Origin of the sequence: Brytella acorum (assembly GCF_029309905.1) — a bacterium.
GTDB classification, from domain to species: Bacteria; Pseudomonadota; Alphaproteobacteria; order Acetobacterales; family Acetobacteraceae; genus Brytella; species Brytella acorum.
The window spans coordinates 492,156-510,327 of sequence record NZ_JARBJP010000001.1; the positions used below are offsets into that span (position 1 = coordinate 492,156).

17 protein-coding genes are annotated in these 18,172 nt (G+C 55.0%); 14 read left to right on the forward strand and 3 right to left on the reverse strand.

All coding sequences use genetic code 11. From position 1 onward, the window contains the following. Positions 1–21 precede the first annotated feature (21 nt). Entirely contained in the window at positions 22–906 is an 885-nt protein-coding gene (locus PWM43_RS02130) for a DUF3667 domain-containing protein (protein WP_289840912.1), read from the reverse strand. Positions 907–1,107: 201 nt separating this feature from the next. Here PWM43_RS02130 and PWM43_RS02135 point away from each other — a divergent pair, with 201 nt between their 5' ends. From PWM43_RS02135 to purF, 4 genes are read left to right on the forward strand one after another with little or no spacing between them, the layout of a single operon-like run. Beyond that, the gene (locus PWM43_RS02135) at positions 1,108–1,887 is read left to right on the forward strand and encodes a 2-keto-4-pentenoate hydratase (protein ID WP_289840913.1); all 780 of its coding nucleotides are present in this window, start codon (positions 1,108–1,110) and stop codon (positions 1,885–1,887) included. Between the two features lie 48 nt (positions 1,888–1,935). After that, the gene (locus PWM43_RS02140; RefSeq protein ID WP_289840914.1) at positions 1,936–2,331 is read left to right on the forward strand and encodes a phosphoribosyl-ATP pyrophosphatase; all 396 of its coding nucleotides are present in this window, start codon (positions 1,936–1,938) and stop codon (positions 2,329–2,331) included. Positions 2,332–2,349: 18 nt separating this feature from the next. Next, positions 2,350–2,871 (forward strand): CvpA family protein, encoded by a 522-nt coding sequence (locus tag PWM43_RS02145; protein WP_289840915.1) that lies wholly within the window; start codon positions 2,350–2,352, stop codon positions 2,869–2,871. A gap of 37 nt (positions 2,872–2,908) precedes the next feature. Beyond that, positions 2,909–4,363, forward strand: coding sequence for an amidophosphoribosyltransferase (purF, locus tag PWM43_RS02150; RefSeq protein ID WP_289840916.1), 1,455 nt, complete (start codon positions 2,909–2,911; stop codon positions 4,361–4,363). 64 nt (positions 4,364–4,427) lie between these two features. On the opposite strand, the gene PWM43_RS02155 is transcribed toward purF, so the two are convergent. Then, on the reverse strand, positions 4,428–5,027 hold the full coding sequence (locus tag PWM43_RS02155; RefSeq protein ID WP_289840917.1) for an FMN-dependent NADH-azoreductase: 600 nt from the start codon (positions 5,025–5,027) through the stop codon (positions 4,428–4,430). Between the two features lie 132 nt (positions 5,028–5,159). Between PWM43_RS02155 and PWM43_RS02160 the strand changes: the two genes are divergently transcribed. After that, positions 5,160–5,561: a winged helix-turn-helix transcriptional regulator gene (locus PWM43_RS02160; protein ID WP_289840918.1), complete on the forward strand. Its 402-nt coding sequence runs from the start codon at positions 5,160–5,162 to the stop codon at positions 5,559–5,561. On the opposite strand, the gene PWM43_RS02165 is transcribed toward PWM43_RS02160, so the two are convergent. Then, entirely contained in the window at positions 5,556–6,236 is a 681-nt protein-coding gene (locus PWM43_RS02165) for a TetR/AcrR family transcriptional regulator (RefSeq protein WP_289840919.1), read from the reverse strand. The genes PWM43_RS02160 and PWM43_RS02165 overlap by 6 nt on opposite strands. A 241-nt stretch (positions 6,237–6,477) precedes the next feature. Between PWM43_RS02165 and PWM43_RS02170 the strand changes: the two genes are divergently transcribed. The 9 genes from PWM43_RS02170 to PWM43_RS02210 all read left to right on the forward strand — a co-directional run bounded on the left by PWM43_RS02170 (position 6,478) and on the right by PWM43_RS02210 (position 18,166). Beyond that, positions 6,478–7,590, forward strand: a complete 1,113-nt coding sequence (locus tag PWM43_RS02170) for an efflux RND transporter periplasmic adaptor subunit (RefSeq protein WP_289841158.1) — start codon at positions 6,478–6,480, stop codon at positions 7,588–7,590. Positions 7,591–7,595: 5 nt separating this feature from the next. Then, positions 7,596–10,751: an efflux RND transporter permease subunit gene (locus PWM43_RS02175; protein WP_289840920.1), complete on the forward strand. Its 3,156-nt coding sequence runs from the start codon at positions 7,596–7,598 to the stop codon at positions 10,749–10,751. Continuing rightward, entirely contained in the window at positions 10,748–12,247 is a 1,500-nt protein-coding gene (locus PWM43_RS02180) for an efflux transporter outer membrane subunit (RefSeq protein WP_289840921.1), read from the forward strand. Before PWM43_RS02175 ends, PWM43_RS02180 begins: the two co-directional genes overlap by 4 nt. Positions 12,248–12,336: 89 nt before the next feature. After that, complete coding sequence (locus PWM43_RS02185; RefSeq protein WP_394356010.1) at positions 12,337–12,651, forward strand: hypothetical protein; 315 nt, start codon at positions 12,337–12,339, stop codon at positions 12,649–12,651. An 88-nt stretch (positions 12,652–12,739) separates the two neighbouring features. Further along, positions 12,740–14,056 (forward strand): hypothetical protein, encoded by a 1,317-nt coding sequence (locus tag PWM43_RS02190; protein WP_289840923.1) that lies wholly within the window; start codon positions 12,740–12,742, stop codon positions 14,054–14,056. Positions 14,057–14,065: 9 nt separating this feature from the next. Next, positions 14,066–14,818, forward strand: coding sequence for a flagellar hook assembly protein FlgD (locus tag PWM43_RS02195; RefSeq protein ID WP_289840924.1), 753 nt, complete (start codon positions 14,066–14,068; stop codon positions 14,816–14,818). A 120-nt stretch (positions 14,819–14,938) separates the two neighbouring features. Then, the gene (gene fliF / locus PWM43_RS02200; RefSeq protein WP_289840925.1) at positions 14,939–16,603 is read left to right on the forward strand and encodes a flagellar basal-body MS-ring/collar protein FliF; all 1,665 of its coding nucleotides are present in this window, start codon (positions 14,939–14,941) and stop codon (positions 16,601–16,603) included. Position 16,604: 1 nt separating this feature from the next. Then, positions 16,605–17,609 carry a flagellar motor switch protein FliG gene (locus PWM43_RS02205; protein WP_289840926.1) on the forward strand — a complete coding sequence of 335 codons (1,005 nt, stop codon included), beginning with the start codon at positions 16,605–16,607 and terminating at the stop codon, positions 17,607–17,609. Continuing rightward, entirely contained in the window at positions 17,606–18,166 is a 561-nt protein-coding gene (locus PWM43_RS02210) for a hypothetical protein (RefSeq protein ID WP_289840927.1), read from the forward strand. The genes PWM43_RS02205 and PWM43_RS02210 overlap by 4 nt, the downstream gene beginning before the upstream one ends. Positions 18,167–18,172: the final 6 nt, after the last annotated feature.

The following is an 18,172-nucleotide window of genomic DNA, read 5'->3' on the forward strand; positions in this document are numbered from 1 at the left end:
CATTTCCGAATCCCTTCAGTTTTAACCGCCTGTCTCCGCACCCAATTGAAGTCCGATCAGTCCCAGGACAAACAGCAACGCAAGGGCGGCAAAACCCGTCGAGACGCCAAGCAAAACCATTCGAATGAGCGTGCCTCCGACAGATCTTCGATAGAAGCCGCGGAGATGGAAGAAAAGATGCGCGACCATTGCCAGTATGAGCGAGAGGGTCAGCCAGCCCGAAAGACGGCTCGGCAGGATATGTGCGGCGACATTTGAAATGGTCATGAACAGGAAAATTACGGTGAGGGAGTGCAATGAAAAGATCAGATGATCATAGAGCGCCACTGGGCGTGGCCAGGCATAGAGCAGCCACAGAACGAGGGCACTGATCGGGAGGAGGAGAAGCACGACGCGTTCAGCCCACTCGCCCATCACGTGCTGGACTTCATCAGGATCGTCTGCCGCTGCGGTGAGATGGGCGCGTAACCAGTCCTGGACGACGCGGGGACCCCCGAAATGGATCTGCCGGACCCCCTGCTTGAGCGGATCGTGATCTTTCCCGGTGGAGCCGGTCGCAACCGAAGCGGGGTTTGTTGCGATCATTTTATGGAAAGGCTCGACGGAGGTGAACGCGAAGAAAAAAAGCAGAGATACGAAAAACATCCGTACCGGCGGGATTTCGCTCGCCCGTTTGCCTCGGATGTAATCACAGGTCAGGCTCGCGGGTTCCAGTATCAGCCGCCGAAGTGTGCGTATGACCTTGCCGTCGGCATGGGTCATCATTTCCACGAATTCCTGGAGGAATTCCCTCAGGGACGGCTCGGCCGCCCGAACGTCCTGCCCGCAGACGTGGCAATAAGCACCCATGAGTGCTGTGTTGCAGTTGAGGCAGGTTTCATGGGGGATGGTTTCGACGGTATTCATTCCTGTATCGTATGTATTCCGGATCGTTAAGAAAAGTCTGCTCTCATCCACAGTGAAGACGTCGCGGCTTTCACATGGGAATGCCGGGCGACTGAGATATTTTCACGCCTGTTTGAGATCTGGTGTTTGTATGTCTCTATGGGAATGGACGGAACGCCTGTCATTTCGGGCCAAATCTCCGTCGCATGGAAAGGGTTTCCGATGACCGTGTCTCACGCCGCATCCGCTCTGGCGGCGCATCTCGTCAAAGCACGTCGAAACAGGGTCGCCAGCGGTGATGTCGAGGCTGATCTGCTGCCTGCCGACGAGGCCGCGGCCTACGAGGTGCAGGACAGGGTGGCAGCCCTTATGGGCGACGAACTCGGACCTGTCATGGGATGGAAGGTTGGCGCGTCTTCCGCAAGTTCCGAGCCGAGCGCCGCCCCACTTCATCGTGATACAATTTTTGCCGATGGCGCCACCATTCCCAAGGGCTTGTGTCGCTTCCAGGGGGTTGAAGCCGAAATCGCCTATCGATTCGCCGGTTCGCTTCCGAAACGGGACGCGCCGTGGACCGAGGAGGAGGTCTTTGCCGCGATCGGCTCCGTTCACGCTGCGATCGAAGTCGTCGATACAAGATTTCGCGCCCCCAAATCGCAGCCGCCTCTTGCGCATCTTGCGGATCAGTCCAGCCATGGCGTCGCCATCATTGGACCCGGAAAAGAGGATTGGCGGGATATCCTGTCCACCGATCTCGTGGTGATGCTGAAGATCGATGGCGTGACGGCCTGCACCCATAAAGGGGGCAATACGGCGGGAGATACGCGACGGCTTCTTGTCTGGCTCGCCAATCACGCCATGCGTCGGGGACTTCCGATAACGGCCGGAACGGTCGTGATCACCGGTTCGACGACGGGTACGCTGTTCGAGGAGGGTGGTCACGCGGTGGAAGCGTCATTCGATGAACTTCCGCCCGTCCATGCTTATCTTTCCGGTTTGTAAGCCTCGTTGCGAATTGACGTTTTGTTGCCGGGCGTCCAGCCTGTTGCCATGAATACACCGCGTCAGACGCGTCTCTCCGCGCATCCCCTGGACCATGCCGCCATGCGAAGAGGGCCGCGTCCCGCGCGTGCGAAGGTCGAGCGCAAGACAGTGTCTCCTGCGATGCGACAGGTGGCGGGACAACTCGGTGAGTGTGCCATGCGCTGCACCGAGGCCTATGTCGTGCGGGATCGGGAGGCGCTTGTGCTGGAAAGCGCAGTCTTTCTGGATCTGATCGCTGAAATCTGGGCGATGCGGGGGCTGGATCGTGCGGATGTGTATCGAGAACTGGATCATCGGATGCAGCTTTCTGAATTGCTGCTGCGCTTCAACAGCGAGGATGCGCAGGCGGAACCGGGTGCCCGCCGCCGCTTCTGGCGTCCCGCTACAACCAAACTGCCCTGAAGCGGGTTCTCTTTTTTGATGCATGTTGCTGACATTGTCGCCCTGACCGTCATGGCGCTTTCGGGACTCTGGGGGCTGATCAGCGGATTCTGGGCGCTTGTTCTGGGTTTCGTGGCCTGGGGACTGGCGGGCTGGATCACGCTCCATGTCTATCGCCGGGTCATGCTGCTGATCTTGCCTTATATGCCTGGCGCGCCGGTCGCCGCGGGGCTGGCCCTGTTGATCTGTTTCGTCGTACTGCTTCTGACCCTGTCCGTTGTAGCCGGCAGGATCGCGCGCGCGGTGAAGGGTTCCGTCCTCGGAACCATGGATCGGCTGCTTGGCATGGTTCTGGGTGTCGTGATCGGGTTTGGCGTGCTGAGCGTGGGATTCGTGGTGCTCCACATGATTTTTGGACAAACCGTGCTGCTGGGACTGCATGGCAGCAGCCTGGCCCCTTATATTGAGGGTGCGGCAACCTATCTGGAAGAAACACTACCGGGTTTGGAGCAGACAGGGCTTGCGCCATTTCGCGTGAAGGGCCATGACGCCGCCATCTGACCCGCCGCGTCCGCCCATCCATGTGGAGAGCCTGCCCATGAGCCGCCCTTGCGATATCAACATCATGCCTGAGCCGGAACAGAGCAATCGTCCTTATGAAGAATGTGGCGTGGTGGGCGTCTGGGGTGCGGAGGACGCTTCGGCGCTCGCGGCGCTCGGTCTGCATGCGTTGCAGCATCGGGGGCAGGAGGCCGCCGGTATCGTCAGTCACGATCGCAAACGTTTCTACCAGCACAAGGGGCTCGGCCTGGTTGGTGAAGTCTTCCATGACCAGCGTGTCATGGCGACGCTGCCGGGTCATACCGCGATCGGGCACAACCGGTATGCGACGACAGGCGCCACCCTGCTGCGTAATGTCCAGCCGCTCTATGCGGACTATGAATTCGGCGGTCTGGCGGTCGCGCATAACGGCAATCTGACGAACGCGGCGACACTGCGTCAGGCGCTTGTCAGACGCGGTTGCCTGTTCCAGTCCACGACAGATACCGAAGTCTTCGTCCATCTCATCGCGATTTCTCTTTACGCCAGCGTCCTGGATCGCCTGATCGATGCCGTCAAGCAGGTGAAGGGCGCCTATTCGCTCATCGCCCTGACGGCGGACATGATGATCGGCATGCGTGATCCGCTGGGTGTGCGTCCCCTGATCCTGGGCCGCATGCCCCGTTCCGGCGCCTGGGTGCTGGTGAGCGAGAGCTGTGCGCTCGACATTATCGGCGCGGACTTCGTGCGTGACGTGGACCCGGGCGAAATCGTCGTGATCGAGGGCGATGGCATCCGTTCCATCAAGCCGTTCGGCGAAACTTCGCCGCGCTTCTGTGTGTTCGAATATATCTATTTCGCCCGGCCGGATTCGGTGCTTGAAGGCCATTCGGTCTATGAGGCCCGCAAACACATTGGTTTCGAGCTGGCCCGCGAGAGCGGCGTGGATGCCGACGTGATCGTGCCCGTGCCCGACTCCGGTGTGCCTTCAGCCATGGGGTATGCGGTCGAGAGCGGCATTCCGTTCGAAATGGGCATCATCCGCAACCATTACGTCGGCCGCACTTTCATTGAGCCGACGGACCAGATCCGGAATCTCGGTGTGCGGATGAAGCATTCCGCCAATCGGGCCGTGCTTGAGGGCAAGCGCGTCATTCTCGTCGATGATTCGATCGTGCGCGGGACCACGTCGCGCAAGATCGTGGACATGGTGCGTGCGGCGGGCGCGATCGAAGTGCACATGCGGATTTCGAGCCCGCCGACCCGCCATCCGTGCTTCTATGGAATCGACACGCCGGAAGAGAGCAAGCTGCTGGCGGCCACGCATGATCTCGCCGGAATGGCGGAAGCCATTGGTGTGGACAGTCTCGCCTTCATTTCGTTCGATGGGCTTTATCGCGCGCTCGGCCATGCGGGACGCGAGGAGGCTCGTGGCCGTTATTGCGATGCCTGCTTCACGGGTGATTACCCGATCGAACTGGTCGACAAGGAAGGGCATCTCGTCATCGCGTGACGGGACTTGATATTCAGGTAAAAAGGGCTGGAGCAGGGTGACCTGCTCCAGCCCTTTTGCCGTTTCAGAGCTTCGCGATGGCTTCGCGGGCGACCGCAATCGATTTTTCGCGGGCTTCCGCACCGAGCGCGACACCCTCGGCCAGAATGCTCGTGATTCTGGTGATGCCGATGAAGCCGAAGATGGCGCGCAGATAGCTTTCCTGATGCTCAATGGCAGCTCCCGGGGTGCCAGGTGAGTAAATGCCGCCCCGGGCCAGGGCCAGGATGACGTGCTTGTCGCCAGCGAGGCCGACGGGACCGTTCTCCGTGTAATGGAAGGTCTTGCCGGCCACCACGATACGATCGATCCAAGCCTTGAGCTGGCTTGGAATCGTGAAGTTATACATCGCAACGCCGATGACAACGGTGTCGGCAGCGAGGAACTCCTCCAGGGCCTTGCCGCCCAGATGCAGGTCCTCCTGCAGAGCCGGATCATGCTGCACATCGGGGCTCTTTCCCGCAAGATAGCGGCCTGTGAGATGCGGAATGGGGCGGGCAGCGAGATCATGATAGGTGATCTCGGTTTCAGCCTTGTTTTCGAGGTGTGCCACCACGTCGGCCGACAGTGCGCGGCTGACAGAGTTGTCACCAAGAATGCTCGAATCGATGTGAAGAAGTTTCAAGGATCCTGTCTCCTGGACGGGATGCGCCGATGCTGCAAAGAGCCTCGAGCAGGTTGAGAAAAGCGTCGACCCGTGATTTGTGGCGATGAGCGCGAAATGCCGCAAGAAGGCACATGAAGGGAAACAGGGCACATGAATGTTCGTGCGGGCGGTCAGGATGGCGAAATTCCGGATGAAAATCTGCTGGATCATGATGACTGCGCACTGGTGCGCGGCGTCCTGGCGAGGGCGGGCGACAAGTGGAGTATTCTCGTCCTGCGCATTCTCGGCGACGGGCCGACCCGGTTCAATGCCCTGCAGCGTGCGGTCGGCGGCATTTCGCAGCGCATGTTGACTGTGACCCTGCGACATCTCGAACGTGATGGTCTTGTCAGCCGGGAGGTGACGCCGAGCAAGCCGCCCCGTGTGGATTACGCATTAACGTCTCTCGGGCAGTCCTTGAGGGAGGTCACCGAACCGATCGGGCAATGGGCTCTGGCCAATCGTGGGGAGATCGAAGGGGCGCGAATCCGTTACGATGCGGCGGATCTATAACCCGCCGCCCGCGTGCGGTCCCGCGCCGGAGAGAAAGATCCTTACACTCTCTGCAATAAAAGCGTCGCGCTCGGGCTTGGGCAGACAGGGGCGGCACTGTGTGAGTTCGCCAAGTGCGAGAACGCCGAGCGTCATTCCAAAAAGGCGATCGGCGGTCGCGGTGATATCGTCGGTTTTGAGTGCGTTCTGGTCATGAAGTTCCTGTAGCCAGACGCGCATGGGGTAGGTTTTGCTCTCTGTCGCGAAATACTTTTCCATGAACTGTCCGATCTCAGGGTGGCGTGCGAGTTCGCCGATGACCGCGCGCATGAGGCTGATCCGTTCCGTGCCAAGGAAATCGTCCGCCAGCATGCATATGCCACGGGTCAGCCGGTCCGCGTAGTTCTTGCCTTCAAGCGGCAGGTCCTGAGGTTCCTTGCGCAATAATTTTTCGCGCAGCAGTGTCTCGAAGAGCTCCTGCTTGGAACTGAACATGCGATAGACTGTCTTTTTGGACATGCCGGATCCATGTGCGATCCTGTCCATCGAGGTGGCCTGATAACCGTATTTCACGACCGAGCGGGTGGCCGCACCCATGATTTTTTCGCGTCGCGCCGCATCGCACCGGGCGTGATCCGCAGGCGGGTTCACATCGTCGGTGTCGAGATCGATGGCGGTGCATACGTCGTTGGTCATGGTCTTCAGCTCTCCTGTCATGCTTTTAGCCCGGTTGACCGAAAAATGGAAACCATCTAGTTTCCATCATTGGAAACCATAGAGTTTCCTTTCTCTCTGTTCATACGGACGTTATGTCCGGATATCTTTAAAAAGCCGAACGGATCGCTTTGACATGCAGGCCGGAACGAAATTTTTGAGTTTCACTTCAAAAAAGACGCGAGGAGTCGGCTTTCGCCGTGCGCTTCCGCTGACCTCGGCCATGATATCGGTGATCGGTCTGGCCGCCTGTCAGAAAAAAGCGCCCCCGCCCCCGCCACCACCGCAGGCTGTTGGTGTCGTCACGATACAGCCGCAGGACGTGAAGCAGGAAACAGTTCTGCCCGGTCGCACGGAAGCCTTCGAGCAGGCCCAGATCCGCCCGCAGGTCGGCGGTCTGATTCTCAAGCGCACTTTCGAGCAGGGAGCGGACGTCAAAGTCGGCCAGCTCCTCTACCAGATCAATCCGGCCCCTTTCCAGGCGAGCTACGACCAGGCCCGCGCCCAGCTTTTGCATGCCGAAGCGGCGGCGATGAGCATCCATGCGCAGCTCGATCGTTATAAACCGCTCGCCGCCGCGCACGCGGTCAGTCGTCAGGATTATGACAATACATTGGCTCAGGCCCGCTCAGCGGACGCCGATATCGCCCAGGCCAAGGCGAATGTCGAAAGCGCGAGGGTCAATCTGGACTGGACATCCGTGCGGGCGCCGATCGACGGGCGTATTGGACGCATGCTGGTCACCCCCGGCACGCTCGTCACGCCGGGGCAGACTCTCGCCATCGCCGTCGTCACGAGACTCGATCCGATTTATGTCGACGTGAACCTCGCCGATACCGACATGCTGCGTCTTCGTCGCGAGATGGCGAAAGGGCAGTTGCGGCGCGATGGCGACGGCAGTCCGCAGGCGTCGCTCGTGCTGGACGATGGCAGCACCTATGAACATCCAGGCAAACTGAAGCTGTCCGAAGTCACGATTGACCCGGCGACCGGCACGCTCGTCCTGCGCGCGGAGTTTCCGAACCCGGACAAGTTGCTGCTGCCTGGATTGTTCGTCCATGCGAGCATCGACGAAGGCGTGGAGTCAGGAACCCTTCTGGTGCCGCAGATCGCCGTGGCACGCGACACGAAGGGCGAGCCGACGGTCTTCGTCGTTGGCGTGGATGACAAGGTGGAATCGCGGCACATCAGCGTAGGGCGTGCCGTGGGCACGAACTGGGTCGTGACGGATGGCCTCAAAGCAGGTGACCGCGTGGTGGTCGAGGGCGTCCAGAAGGTCAAGCCGGGCGCGAGCGTCGCGCCGCATGATGCGAAACCGGCCAACGGAGCGGAATAAGCGGCATGTCACGTTTTTTCATCGATCGCCCGGTTTTTGCCTGGGTCATCGGGTGCATCATCATGCTCCTTGGCCTGGTTTGTATTTTCCGGATGCCGATTGCGCAGTATCCTTCGGTGGCGCCGCCGCAGATCGGCATTACCGTCACCGATCCGGGTGCTTCCGCCGAGACCGTGAACAATACGGTCGTGCGTCCGATCCTTCAGCAGATGTCCGGCCTCGATCATCTCGAATATCTGTCCGCGCAGTCTTACGCGAACGGCTCGATGGAGATCGACCTCACGTTCGAGCAGGGAACCAATCCCGACATTGCCCAGGTGCAGGTGCAGAACAAGTTGCAGCTTGCTATGGCGCGTCTGCCGACGGAGGTCACGGCGCAGGGCCTGAATGTCGTCAAGGCGGTCAAGAACTTCATGCTTGTGGTCGGTTTCATCTCGACCGATGGCAGCATGAATGGCCACGACATTCTTGATTACATGGCATCGAACGTTGTCGACCCCCTCTCGCGAGTCTCGGGTGTCGGCGATCACACCCTGTTCGGTGCCGAATATGCGATGCGGATCTGGCTCGATCCTGCGAAGCTCTTCAAATATTCCCTGACCGTACCGGATGTGCAAACCGCAATTTCTGATCAGAATATCCAGGTTTCCTCCGGTGAACTCGGCGGCCTGCCCGCCAAGAACGGCATTGGCTTTGATGCGACCGTCATAGGTCCGACGCGTTTCTCCGACCCGCAGCAGTTCAATGATATCCTGTTGAAAGTGCAGCAGGACGGTTCGCAGGTTCGTCTGCATGACGTCGCGAAGATCGAACTCGGCGCTCAGACGTACAGCATGGAGGGATTTTACAACAACCACCCTGCTGGCGGCCTGGCGCTGAAACTGGCGCCCGGAGCGAATCAGCTCAAGACCGAAGCGGCAGTCCGTGAGAAGCTGGCGGAACTGCAGAAGTTTTTTCCGCAAAGTCTTAAGGTCGTTTATCCTCTCGATACCGAGCCGTTCATCACTCTCTCGATCGAGGATGTCGTTAAAACTCTCGCCGTGGCCATCGCGCTTGTTTTCGTCGTGATGCTTATCTTCCTGCAGAATTTCCGTGCCACGCTGATCCCGACGATCGCCGTTCCGGTTGTTCTCCTCGGAACATTTGCCGTGATGTCGGCGCTGGGCTTTGCCATCAACACTCTGACCATGCTGGCCATGGTCCTGGCTGTCGGCCTTCTCGTGGATGATGCGATCGTTGTCGTGGAAAATGTCGAGCGCGTCATGACGCAGGAGCATCTTTCCCCGCGTGAAGCCGCGCGCAAATCAATGGATGAGATCTCGGGCGCCCTCGTCGGCATCGTGCTCGTACTGAGCGCCGTGTTTCTGCCGATGGCGGCCTTCGGTGGTTCGACAGGCGTGATCTACCGCCAGTTTTCCATCACGATCGTCGCGGCGATGTGGTTGTCTGTTCTCGTGGCCATGGTCATGACCCCGGCGCTGTGCGCAACGATGCTCAAACCCACGGAGCACGAGAAAGATAAAGGTCTGGCGGGATGGTTCAATCGTAACTTCGCGAAAATGACTGACGGTTATCTCGGCGGTGTTCGCCGAGTGCTGAAATTCCGCTTTCTGTCGCTCCTCGCATTCGCGCTCCTCACGGGGGCCGCGGCTTTTATCTTCATGCGCGTTCCGGGTGGCTTTCTGCCGGACGAAGATCAGGGACTGATTTTCGGGCAGATCACGATGCGTCCGGGTGCGACGCAGGAGCAGACGGCCAGCGTCAACCGGCGCGTTACGGACTATGTCCTCAAAACTTATGGCGATCAGGTCGAATCCGTCTTTGCCATGAACGGGTTCAACTTCGCAGGACAATCCCAGAATTCCGGCGCTTTCTTCATCAAGATGAAAGATTGGAGTGTCAGGCCTGGCAAGGCTAATTCCACTATGGTCATCGCCAATAAGGTCATGATGCACTTCTGGAATGACCCTGAAGCGCAGATCTTCGCCGTCAACCCGCCGGCGGTCCTTGAACTCGGCAATGCAACGGGCTTCGATCTGGAACTGGAAGATCGCGGGCATGTCGGTCACGAGAAGCTTCTCGCGGCACGAAACATGGTGCTTGGGATGGCGGCCAAAAATCCTCTGCTGATGGCCGTGCGTCCGAACGGACTCGAGGATGCGCCGCAATATCATCTCGATATTGACCGTTCCAAGGCTCTTGCGCAGGGCATCACCAACGAGGCCATCAACACGACCATCGAGGGCGCGCTGGGGTCGATCTATGTCAACCAGTTCCTGCGCGACGACCGTGTGAAGCAGGTCTATATTCAGGGTGAAGCCGCTTCGCGCATGCTGCCGTCGGATCTGAGCAAATGGTATCTGCGAAATGCCGCGGGCCAGATGGTGCCGCTCAACACGTTCGTTCAGGGGCGATGGATCGTCGGGCCGCAAAAGGTCGAAGATTACAATGGTCTGAACTCCTATGAAATTCTGGGTCAACCGTCCGCTGCGGCCAGCTCCGGCCAGGCGATGCAGGAGATGCGAAAGATCCTCGAAAAGCTGCCTGATGGCATCGGGTATGAGTGGACGGGCCTCTCCTTTGAACAGATCGCTTCTGGTGGCTCCACCGGACCGCTATATGCGCTTGCGGCGCTCGTAATTCTTCTCTGTCTGGCCGCGCTTTACGAGAGTTGGGCGGTTCCTTTTGCCGTCATGCTGGTCCTGCCTCTGGGTGTGCTGGGCGCCATTCTGGCGACCTACGGACGAGGACTGAACAATGACGTTTATTTTCAGGTGGGCATGCTGACCACTGTAGGCCTGTCGGTGAAAAACGCTATTCTGATCGTTGAATTCGCCAAAGCGTTTTTCGAGCAGGGTGACAGTCTTGAAGAGGCTGTGCTCAAGGCAGGGCGGGAGCGGTTACGGCCGATTCTGATGACGTCGATTGCGTTCGTCGTTGGCGTGTTTCCGCTCGCGATCGCAAGCGGTGCAGGGTCAGCCGCCCGTGTAGCCATTGGCACCTGCGTTGTGGGAGGATTGCTGTCGGCAACCTTGCTGGCGGTGTACTTTGTTCCTCTGTTTTTCGTTCTCGTCCTTCGTATCTTCAGGGTCACGCGTATCAAGGACCGTGTCGATCCTCACCAGCGATCCAGCGTCGCGACCCAGGAGCATGGTGTATGATGCTGATTTCTGCTGGTTTTCGCGGTGTGCGAGGTCTGAGCCTCGTCCTGGTTTCGACGACATTTCTGGCGGGATGCAACCTTGCGCCCAAATACCAGAAGCCTTCCTTGCCCGTCGGGAATGCCTATCCTGACGACACGCACGTCCCCAACGAGCATGCTGACCGGGCCGCGGCCGATATCGGGTGGGAAAGCTTCTTTGTGGATGCCCGTCTACGGGCGTTGATCGACCTTACGATACGAAATAATCGTGATCTCCGCAGTCAGGTGGGAGCGATCATGGAGGCGCAGGGACAGTTCCAGGTTCAGAATGCCTCTCTGTTCCCGACCATCAGCACCACGGGGCAGGGGCAGTATTACGCGCCGTCGAGCAATGCCGGGTTCAGCTTTGCGCCGGGTGTCGGTCAGAGCGTTGCAATGTTGCGCTATTATTCGGTCGGAATCGGTTTTTCCTCATATGAGGTCGATCTGTTCGGTCGTATCCGGAACCTGACCAGGCAGCAGGCCGAGACGGCGCTTGCGAGCGAGGAAAATGCTCGTTCGGTGCAGATCACGACGGTTTCCCAGGTTGCGACAACCTATCTGCAATGGCTCGCGGATCGGGAACTGCTGAAGATCACAAACGACACGCTGGCTTCGCAAAGCGAGACGCTGCGTCTGACGAAGATGATGTATGATCGTGGTTCTACAGATCTCCTGACGTTGCATCAGACCGAGACACAGGTGGATCAGGCGGCAGGCTATCAGGCGCAGTATCAGCGGCAGGTGGCTCTTGATGAGCATGCCCTTCAACTTTTGGTGGGTGTGCCGCTTCCCGCCGATCTTCCCCCTCCGGCGCCATTTGGGCAGCAAACGCTTCTTGCGGATCTGCCCGCAGGGCTGCCTTCCGAACTGCTGGCGCGTCGGCCGGATATCCGTGCCGCCGAGCATACCCTGATTGGTGCCAATGCGGACATTGGCGCCGCGCGTGCAGCGTTCTTTCCGCGGGTTACGCTGACAGCATCGGAGGGTGTCAGCAGTCTCCAGTTCCGTCATCTGTTCACACCGGGTTCCGAAATGTGGGCCATCTCGCCGTCGATTTCCTTGCCGATTTTCACCTGGGGTCAAAACGAGGGAAACCTGAAAATCGCCAAGGCCCGTCGGTTGCAGCAGATTGCCGCGTATGAAAAATCGGTACAGACGGCGTTCAGGGAAGTGTCAGACGCGTTGACGGGACGGGAGACCTATCTCGCACAGGGACAGAGGCTTCATGATCTGGTTGAGGCTTCGCAAGGAGCCTATGATCTCGCTAAACTGCGTTTCGACAGTGGTATTGATCCCTATCTTACCGCGCTTACACAGCAGCGAAACCTCTACCAAGCTCAGCAGGCTTTCGTAACGGTCGAACTGGCAAAATACCAGAATCTGGTCACTCTCTACCGTGCTCTTGGCGGTGGATGGAGCCAGAAGACGGTCGAATCGAAAGCGGCGACGCATAAGAACAGTGCGATCCGCTGAATCAATGGGGCTGGAAAACGGAGGATCTGGAAATGAGGGTAGGCATCGTCACAAATACGAGATTGGCGATTCTTTGTATGGGGCTTGGCATGAGTTTTGCCTCCGCGTCTTCCGCTCAAGCACAGGGGGGAGACGATGACGGGCCCAAGGGACCCTCTCTGCATGATCTGGCCAGATCAACGACTTTAAGAAAGGCGCATGCCGATTACAGCCGCTATCGCTATTGCCCGCCGGGAGACAAGATTATCGAGCAGCCGGATGCCGGACGTCTTCTTTTTCGCACGCCGGATGGGCAACCGGATGGGTACGCGGAAAGGCGTGGTAGCGCGATCGTTTATTATGACCGGACCGGAAAAGCGATCAGGGTTCAGCCTTTTGATGAGGAAGTCCCTGAAAGGCAGTGAAAATCATTGGATGATTCGCTTTAAACTCGGCGAATCATAAGACTTCCTTTACAATTCTGAGGGAGAGTAGCGGCAGGAGGGACGTCCTATGGCTGCTACGATTCAGAATTTGACAATGTCGGGTATCATTACTCGCGACGTAGCTACTCTCGGTGTGCCAACCCCACCCGAAGAGCGCTTTCAGGCGTTTCTCAAAAGTTTTGAGCATTCGGAAGTGAAGGAAATACCGGCTCAGACCGTCGGGAATTCTTCTCAATCTCATGATATGAGAACTCCACGAGTCAATTCACTGCAGCATAACGGGACGGAAATGTCGTCAGCTGACGTGAAGTCGAAGCCGTCTGCCATTGCGGTTGGGAATGAGACGGTCTCGAATTCTAAGTCTCATTTGGCTGTAAAGAGCATGTCCGGAAAAAGCATATCCGGTGGAGGTGAAGAAGTAGGGGAGGGGGGGCACGTCTCGGAGGCGTCGCAACCATTATCAGTATCGCCGGGTCTTTCGCGTTCCTCTCGCGCATCACTAAATGATACTGATCAGGCAGCCTCTTCAGTTCGTCCAAGTCAATCCGAAGATGCTACGCTCGATCAGATCAAGGAGAGTGCGGATCGGGGCTCTCCTGGTTTGGGTGCTCCTCCAGATCTCTCCGGAAGCGTGGTTTCGAATAATAAGACGACGATTGCAGAAACCGGAAGTCCGCAGCCCGCCTCGGTGGGGGCGGTGGCCTCCGGGTTGGGGCAGTCCCTGAGTCCTGCATCCAGTGACGCGACTGAGGACTTAGGCGCTAAGATGGAGCCTTCCCTTCAAAATTCGATTGTCAGTTCCGATCTGTCACCAGAGATCGGAAACGCGATGGGAGATATCTCGCTGGCTGCTCCTGCTGAATGTCTCCCAGAAGCATCAACCCAATTGGAACCGGACCCTGGCAAGGAGATCGGATCTGCTCCTGTTGTCGATCCAAACGACCCTGAGGCAGCCGCGCCTGAGGCGGCTCAGCGGACCGGACTGCGTGCCCTAATCTCGGGCGCTGGCGACACTGTTGAGACGCGTGTCGAACAGGATCTTGGCGAAGGACATCGTCTCGTTATTCATATGGGGCCAACCAGCGAGAATGGTAAGCAGTCTCTCAAAGTGCATGCGACTGACTTAGGAATGAATGCATCTCTCGCCGACAGGTTGGATGATCTGCGCGCCGTCGTGCAAAATGCGGCAGGCGTAACGCATCTGACAGATCATGCTGCGGAAACGATCTCGTCCGATATTGAGTTGGCTGTCATGGAAACTCCTATCTGGCTCAACCGCAGCGTCGGAAGCCTGCCCGCTTCAAGCGAGGTTGAGAATGCTGGAAGCGATGCGAAATCCCCATCGAAAAGTATTTTTGTTTCCCTACTCGACGTTATCGCCTGAGGATCAATCATGTCCGTTATTTCGCATACACCTTCAGTATCTTCTGCAAGTTTGCTCAGTGCTGCAAAGACCGCCGCAAAAAGCTCGGCGGTCTCCAACGCCAACTCGTCTTCCATGGGTGCGACCAGTTCCTCGGATGCGCTCTCTTCGCTCGCGGATAACTACAATTCGTTTCTGACATTGCTGACGACGCAGCTTCAGCATCAGGATCCGAGTAGCCCGATGAATACAGATTCGTTCTCAAGCGAGTTGGCGCAGTTTGCTGGAGTTGAACAGCAGGTCAAAACGAATAGCAATCTTTCGACGCTTATTTCCGCGACCCAGGACAACACCCTGACGTCTAGCCAAAGTCTGGTTGGCAAGAGCGTGAATCTGGATTCTTCAAAGCTGTCTCTACAAAATGGGAGAGCTTCGGTATCGTTTGATTCCAACTCTACGGAACCGGTAGCCATCGCGATCACGAATGCTGCCGGAATGACAATTCGCACAGACGAATTGATGCCGACGACCGGGACGAATACATGGACGTGGGATGGGAAGAGCGACAGCGGAGCGCAACTGACTGATGGCGCTTACAATGTCGCTGTCGTGCAAGCCACCACAACAGGCGCGACGACAGCCTTGCAGACGACGACTGGCGGCACGGTGACGGGCGTGCAAAAGACGTCCAATGGCGTGAATGTGCAGCTTGGATCCGTGACGACGTCGATTGACGATTTGTCTGCGATTGATGCTTCCAATGCTGGAACAGCGACATCCTAACGTCTCACGTTAACCGTTAATTTATATAACCTCCCTAATATGAGTGCACTGACGGGAGCGATCCGTTGTCGTTCGTTGTTTAAGTGCAAGCTCGTCTGCTGATCTTCAATCGGAGCGCCGGTGAATAATATTATTGCGAATCTCCGAGCTCTCGGTTTTCCCAAGCTGGCAGCACTTGGTGGGGTCGCGCTTGTCATGACGGCGTTGGTCGGGATTCTCATTTCGCAGAATAGTAAGCCAAGCACTCTATTGTATAGAGATCTCGAACCCCGTGAGAGTGCAGAGATCGCTGACCAGTTGAAGCAGGCACATATTGCATATCGCGTCTCAGACGACGCTCAGAACGTTTATGTTGCCAGTGATAAGTTGGCAGATGCGCGCTTGCAACTCGCAAAAGCGGGGCTGCCCTCCTCGGGAAATGTCGGATACGAAATTTTTGATAAGAAAAGTGGTCTTTCAACGAGTGACTTTGAAGAAAATATTGATCGTACACGGGCTTTGGAGGGGGAGCTTGAACGATCGATAACCTTGATTCACGGTATTAAATCGGTTCGTGTTCATCTCGTCCTTCCGCATAGAGAGTTGTTTTCCGCAGCGGAGCAGGATGCTCAGGCCAGTGTGATTATTTCATCCACGCATATGCAAAAACTCGATACGGAAAGTGTTTCTGCCATTCTCAACCTCGTTAGTGGCGCCGTTCCAGGACTCAAGGCAGGCGCTATTTCGGTTGTCGATGATCGGGGACATGTGCTGGCTGCGAACGGCCGTGAACCCGGCAGCCTCAGCGACACTGACCCTGAAGCTATGCGTCGAGAAGAAGAGCTTCGTCTGTCACGTTCGGTCGAAGGTATATTGGCAGCCAGCCTTGGATTTGACCATATCCGGGTCGAAACGAATGTAACGATGAATACTGATCATGTGAAACAAACACATGAAAGTTTTGATCCAGATCAGCAGGTATTACGATCACAACAAACTAGAACAAAAAAGAATATCAACAACGATCAAGAAAAGAACGTTTCTGTAGAAAACAATTTACCGAATGCTCAAGCTGGACAGAACCATTCGGGAAGCCAGTCATCACAACAGGATGAGACAGATAATTATGAAATTGGCAAAACCACTCAGGTGCTCGTACAAGATGTTCCAAAAATCGCGAGGGTTACAGTTGCCGTAGTTATAGATGATGTAAGCGTAAAAAATTCTGCAGGTAAAAGTGTTCAGGTGCCACGTTCCTCGGAAGAACTATCCCGTCTGGTTGATCTTGTGAAGAGCACAGTTGGGTTCGATTCCCGTCGTGGAGATATCGTAACCGTTCAGTCGATGCATTTTTCAGATATATCTGAAAGTTATAACGGAAGACCGCAAGCATTAATTTCAAAAATATTGAATTCCGATCATGCTTACGGAATTCTTAAGACTGTATCAGCGTTTGTTGCATTAATAATGCTTGCTGTATTTGTTGTTCGGCCGCTTTTGAAAGAGAAAAATAATTCTTCTTTGGCGTCTGATAATGCAAATAGAGGAGTATTGGCGGTGCCTGTGGACAATAAATTGGCGAGTGCAACGCCGATGCTCACATCGTCTTCAGGTTTAATGCTTGAGTCTCCGGAAAATGTATCAGAAGGAAAAAGTATAGATGAGGGTAGTTTAATTTCCATGCGAGGCGTGGATGGTCAGATAAGGCTCTCAGCGATACAGGCTGCAGCAGAACTCGTAAACTCTCGTCCAGACGAGAGTTTGGCTGTTCTTAGATCATGGCTTTCTCCGGCAGAGGGGGGTTAACATGAGCGGCGTAAATCTAAACGGCGTGCAAAAAGCTGCGATTTTGATGCTTGCTTTAGGCCCGGAAAATTGTGGTGTTTTTTTTAAGGAAATGCACGACGGTGAAGTCAAAGATATTTCTGTAGCGATGTCACAATTGGGCAGACTTTCAGCGGAAGCTGTAGAGTCTGTCTGCGAAGAATTTTCGAAGGCATTGCAGGGGAACGAGACATTCGTAGGTAACGCTGACATCACCGAAAATATGCTCAGTAAATTTCTGCCGTCATCACGAGTAACCCAAATCATGGATGAAATCAGGGGACCATCCGGGCGAAATATTTGGGAAAAAATTGCACATGTTCCTGATGCGACGCTAGCAAACTATCTGAAGAGTGAGCATCCACAGGCGGTGGCAATTATCTTATCGAAAATTAATCCAAGTCAGGCCGCTCGTATTATTTCAATCTTACCACAAAATGTAGCGACAAGTATTATAATAAGAATACTGAAAACAGAAAGTATTCAAAAAAATGCAATACAGAGAATAGAAGATACGTTGAGAACTGAATTTGTAACAACAACATCTGCTGGATCAATGAAGGATAATCACGCATGTGTGGCTGAAATATTTAATAGAATGGAGCGGCGTGTTGAAACTCGTTTGATGACAGATTTACGAGACGAGAGCGAGGCAGATGCAGAGCGCGTTAAAACACTCATGTTTACTTTTGATGATGTAGTCAGATTGCCTCAAGATGCAATGATGACAATCGTTGCGCGTGTTGATAAGGCTATCCTGCCTATGGCCCTTAAAGGAACAACAGATGAAATAAAAAGTAAATTTTTTAAATGTATGTCAGAAAGAAGTGTTCGTATGCTTCGCGATGATATGGAGGCTCTGGGAAGTGTTCGCTTGAAAGATGTTGATAATGCTCAGGATGAAATTGTACAAATAGCAAAAGATCTTATTGATGATGGACAAATAGAGATACCTGATTTTTCAAACTCGGACGAGATGATTTTATGATCAACTTCATTTTTGATGATTTTTCGAAAAAAGTAACTATTCCGGATAAAGTTTTTTTTTCCAAAATAGATAATCAAGAGCCCGTAGAAATTAAAATATCTACGGTCGATCAGGATTTGGTGTATGAGAAAGGATTAATGGAGGGAAGAGTGCAGGGAGAGTCTCATGAGAGACTTAAAGTAGCGTCTGATAAGAGACGAGCATATTTTTCTCTTCAAAAATCTGTCAATTGCGTTTTAGAAGAAAATAATAAAGAAAAAATATTAAATAGAAAGATTTTGGAAAAAATAATGAGAGCTTTTCTATTAAAATTTTCTTGCGATCTTGATGAAAAAATAATAAAATCAACAGTCAATGAAGTTATTGAAAAATATATCGAAGGTACGAGTTGTTCTGAAAGAGATAAAATTACTATTTCTGGCGATTTTTCAGGCAAGAAATTTGCTGAGTGGAATGAAAAGAAAAATTGTATTTGGATAGATGCAAGTTCAAAAAATAAACTCTTAAATATATCCAATGAAAGTGGAAAAATATCTTTAAAACTTAATAGGCTATAATGGAAG

Bases quoted from the DNA above. Each gene is read 5' to 3' on its own strand.
- PWM43_RS02170 (WP_289841158.1), top strand. From the start codon at position 6,478: ATGATATCGGTGATCGGTCTGGCCGCCTGTCAGAAAAAAGCGCCCCCG.
- PWM43_RS02190 (WP_289840923.1), top strand. From the start codon at position 12,740: ATGGCTGCTACGATTCAGAATTTGACAATGTCGGGTATCATTACTCGC.
- purF (WP_289840916.1), top strand. From the start codon at position 2,909: ATGAGCCGCCCTTGCGATATCAACATCATGCCTGAGCCGGAACAGAGC.
- PWM43_RS02185 (WP_394356010.1), top strand. From the start codon at position 12,337: ATGAGTTTTGCCTCCGCGTCTTCCGCTCAAGCACAGGGGGGAGACGAT.
- PWM43_RS02130 (WP_289840912.1), bottom strand. From the start codon at position 906: ATGAATACCGTCGAAACCATCCCCCATGAAACCTGCCTCAACTGCAAC.
- PWM43_RS02160 (WP_289840918.1), top strand. From the start codon at position 5,160: ATGAATGTTCGTGCGGGCGGTCAGGATGGCGAAATTCCGGATGAAAAT.
- PWM43_RS02205 (WP_289840926.1), top strand. From the start codon at position 16,605: ATGAGCGGCGTAAATCTAAACGGCGTGCAAAAAGCTGCGATTTTGATG.
- PWM43_RS02165 (WP_289840919.1), bottom strand. From the start codon at position 6,236: ATGACCAACGACGTATGCACCGCCATCGATCTCGACACCGACGATGTG.
- PWM43_RS02180 (WP_289840921.1), top strand. From the start codon at position 10,748: ATGATGCTGATTTCTGCTGGTTTTCGCGGTGTGCGAGGTCTGAGCCTC.
- PWM43_RS02145 (WP_289840915.1), top strand. From the start codon at position 2,350: ATGCATGTTGCTGACATTGTCGCCCTGACCGTCATGGCGCTTTCGGGA.
- PWM43_RS02135 (WP_289840913.1), top strand. From the start codon at position 1,108: ATGACCGTGTCTCACGCCGCATCCGCTCTGGCGGCGCATCTCGTCAAA.
- PWM43_RS02195 (WP_289840924.1), top strand. From the start codon at position 14,066: ATGTCCGTTATTTCGCATACACCTTCAGTATCTTCTGCAAGTTTGCTC.
- PWM43_RS02175 (WP_289840920.1), top strand. From the start codon at position 7,596: ATGTCACGTTTTTTCATCGATCGCCCGGTTTTTGCCTGGGTCATCGGG.
- PWM43_RS02140 (WP_289840914.1), top strand. From the start codon at position 1,936: ATGAATACACCGCGTCAGACGCGTCTCTCCGCGCATCCCCTGGACCAT.
- PWM43_RS02210 (WP_289840927.1), top strand. From the start codon at position 17,606: ATGATCAACTTCATTTTTGATGATTTTTCGAAAAAAGTAACTATTCCG.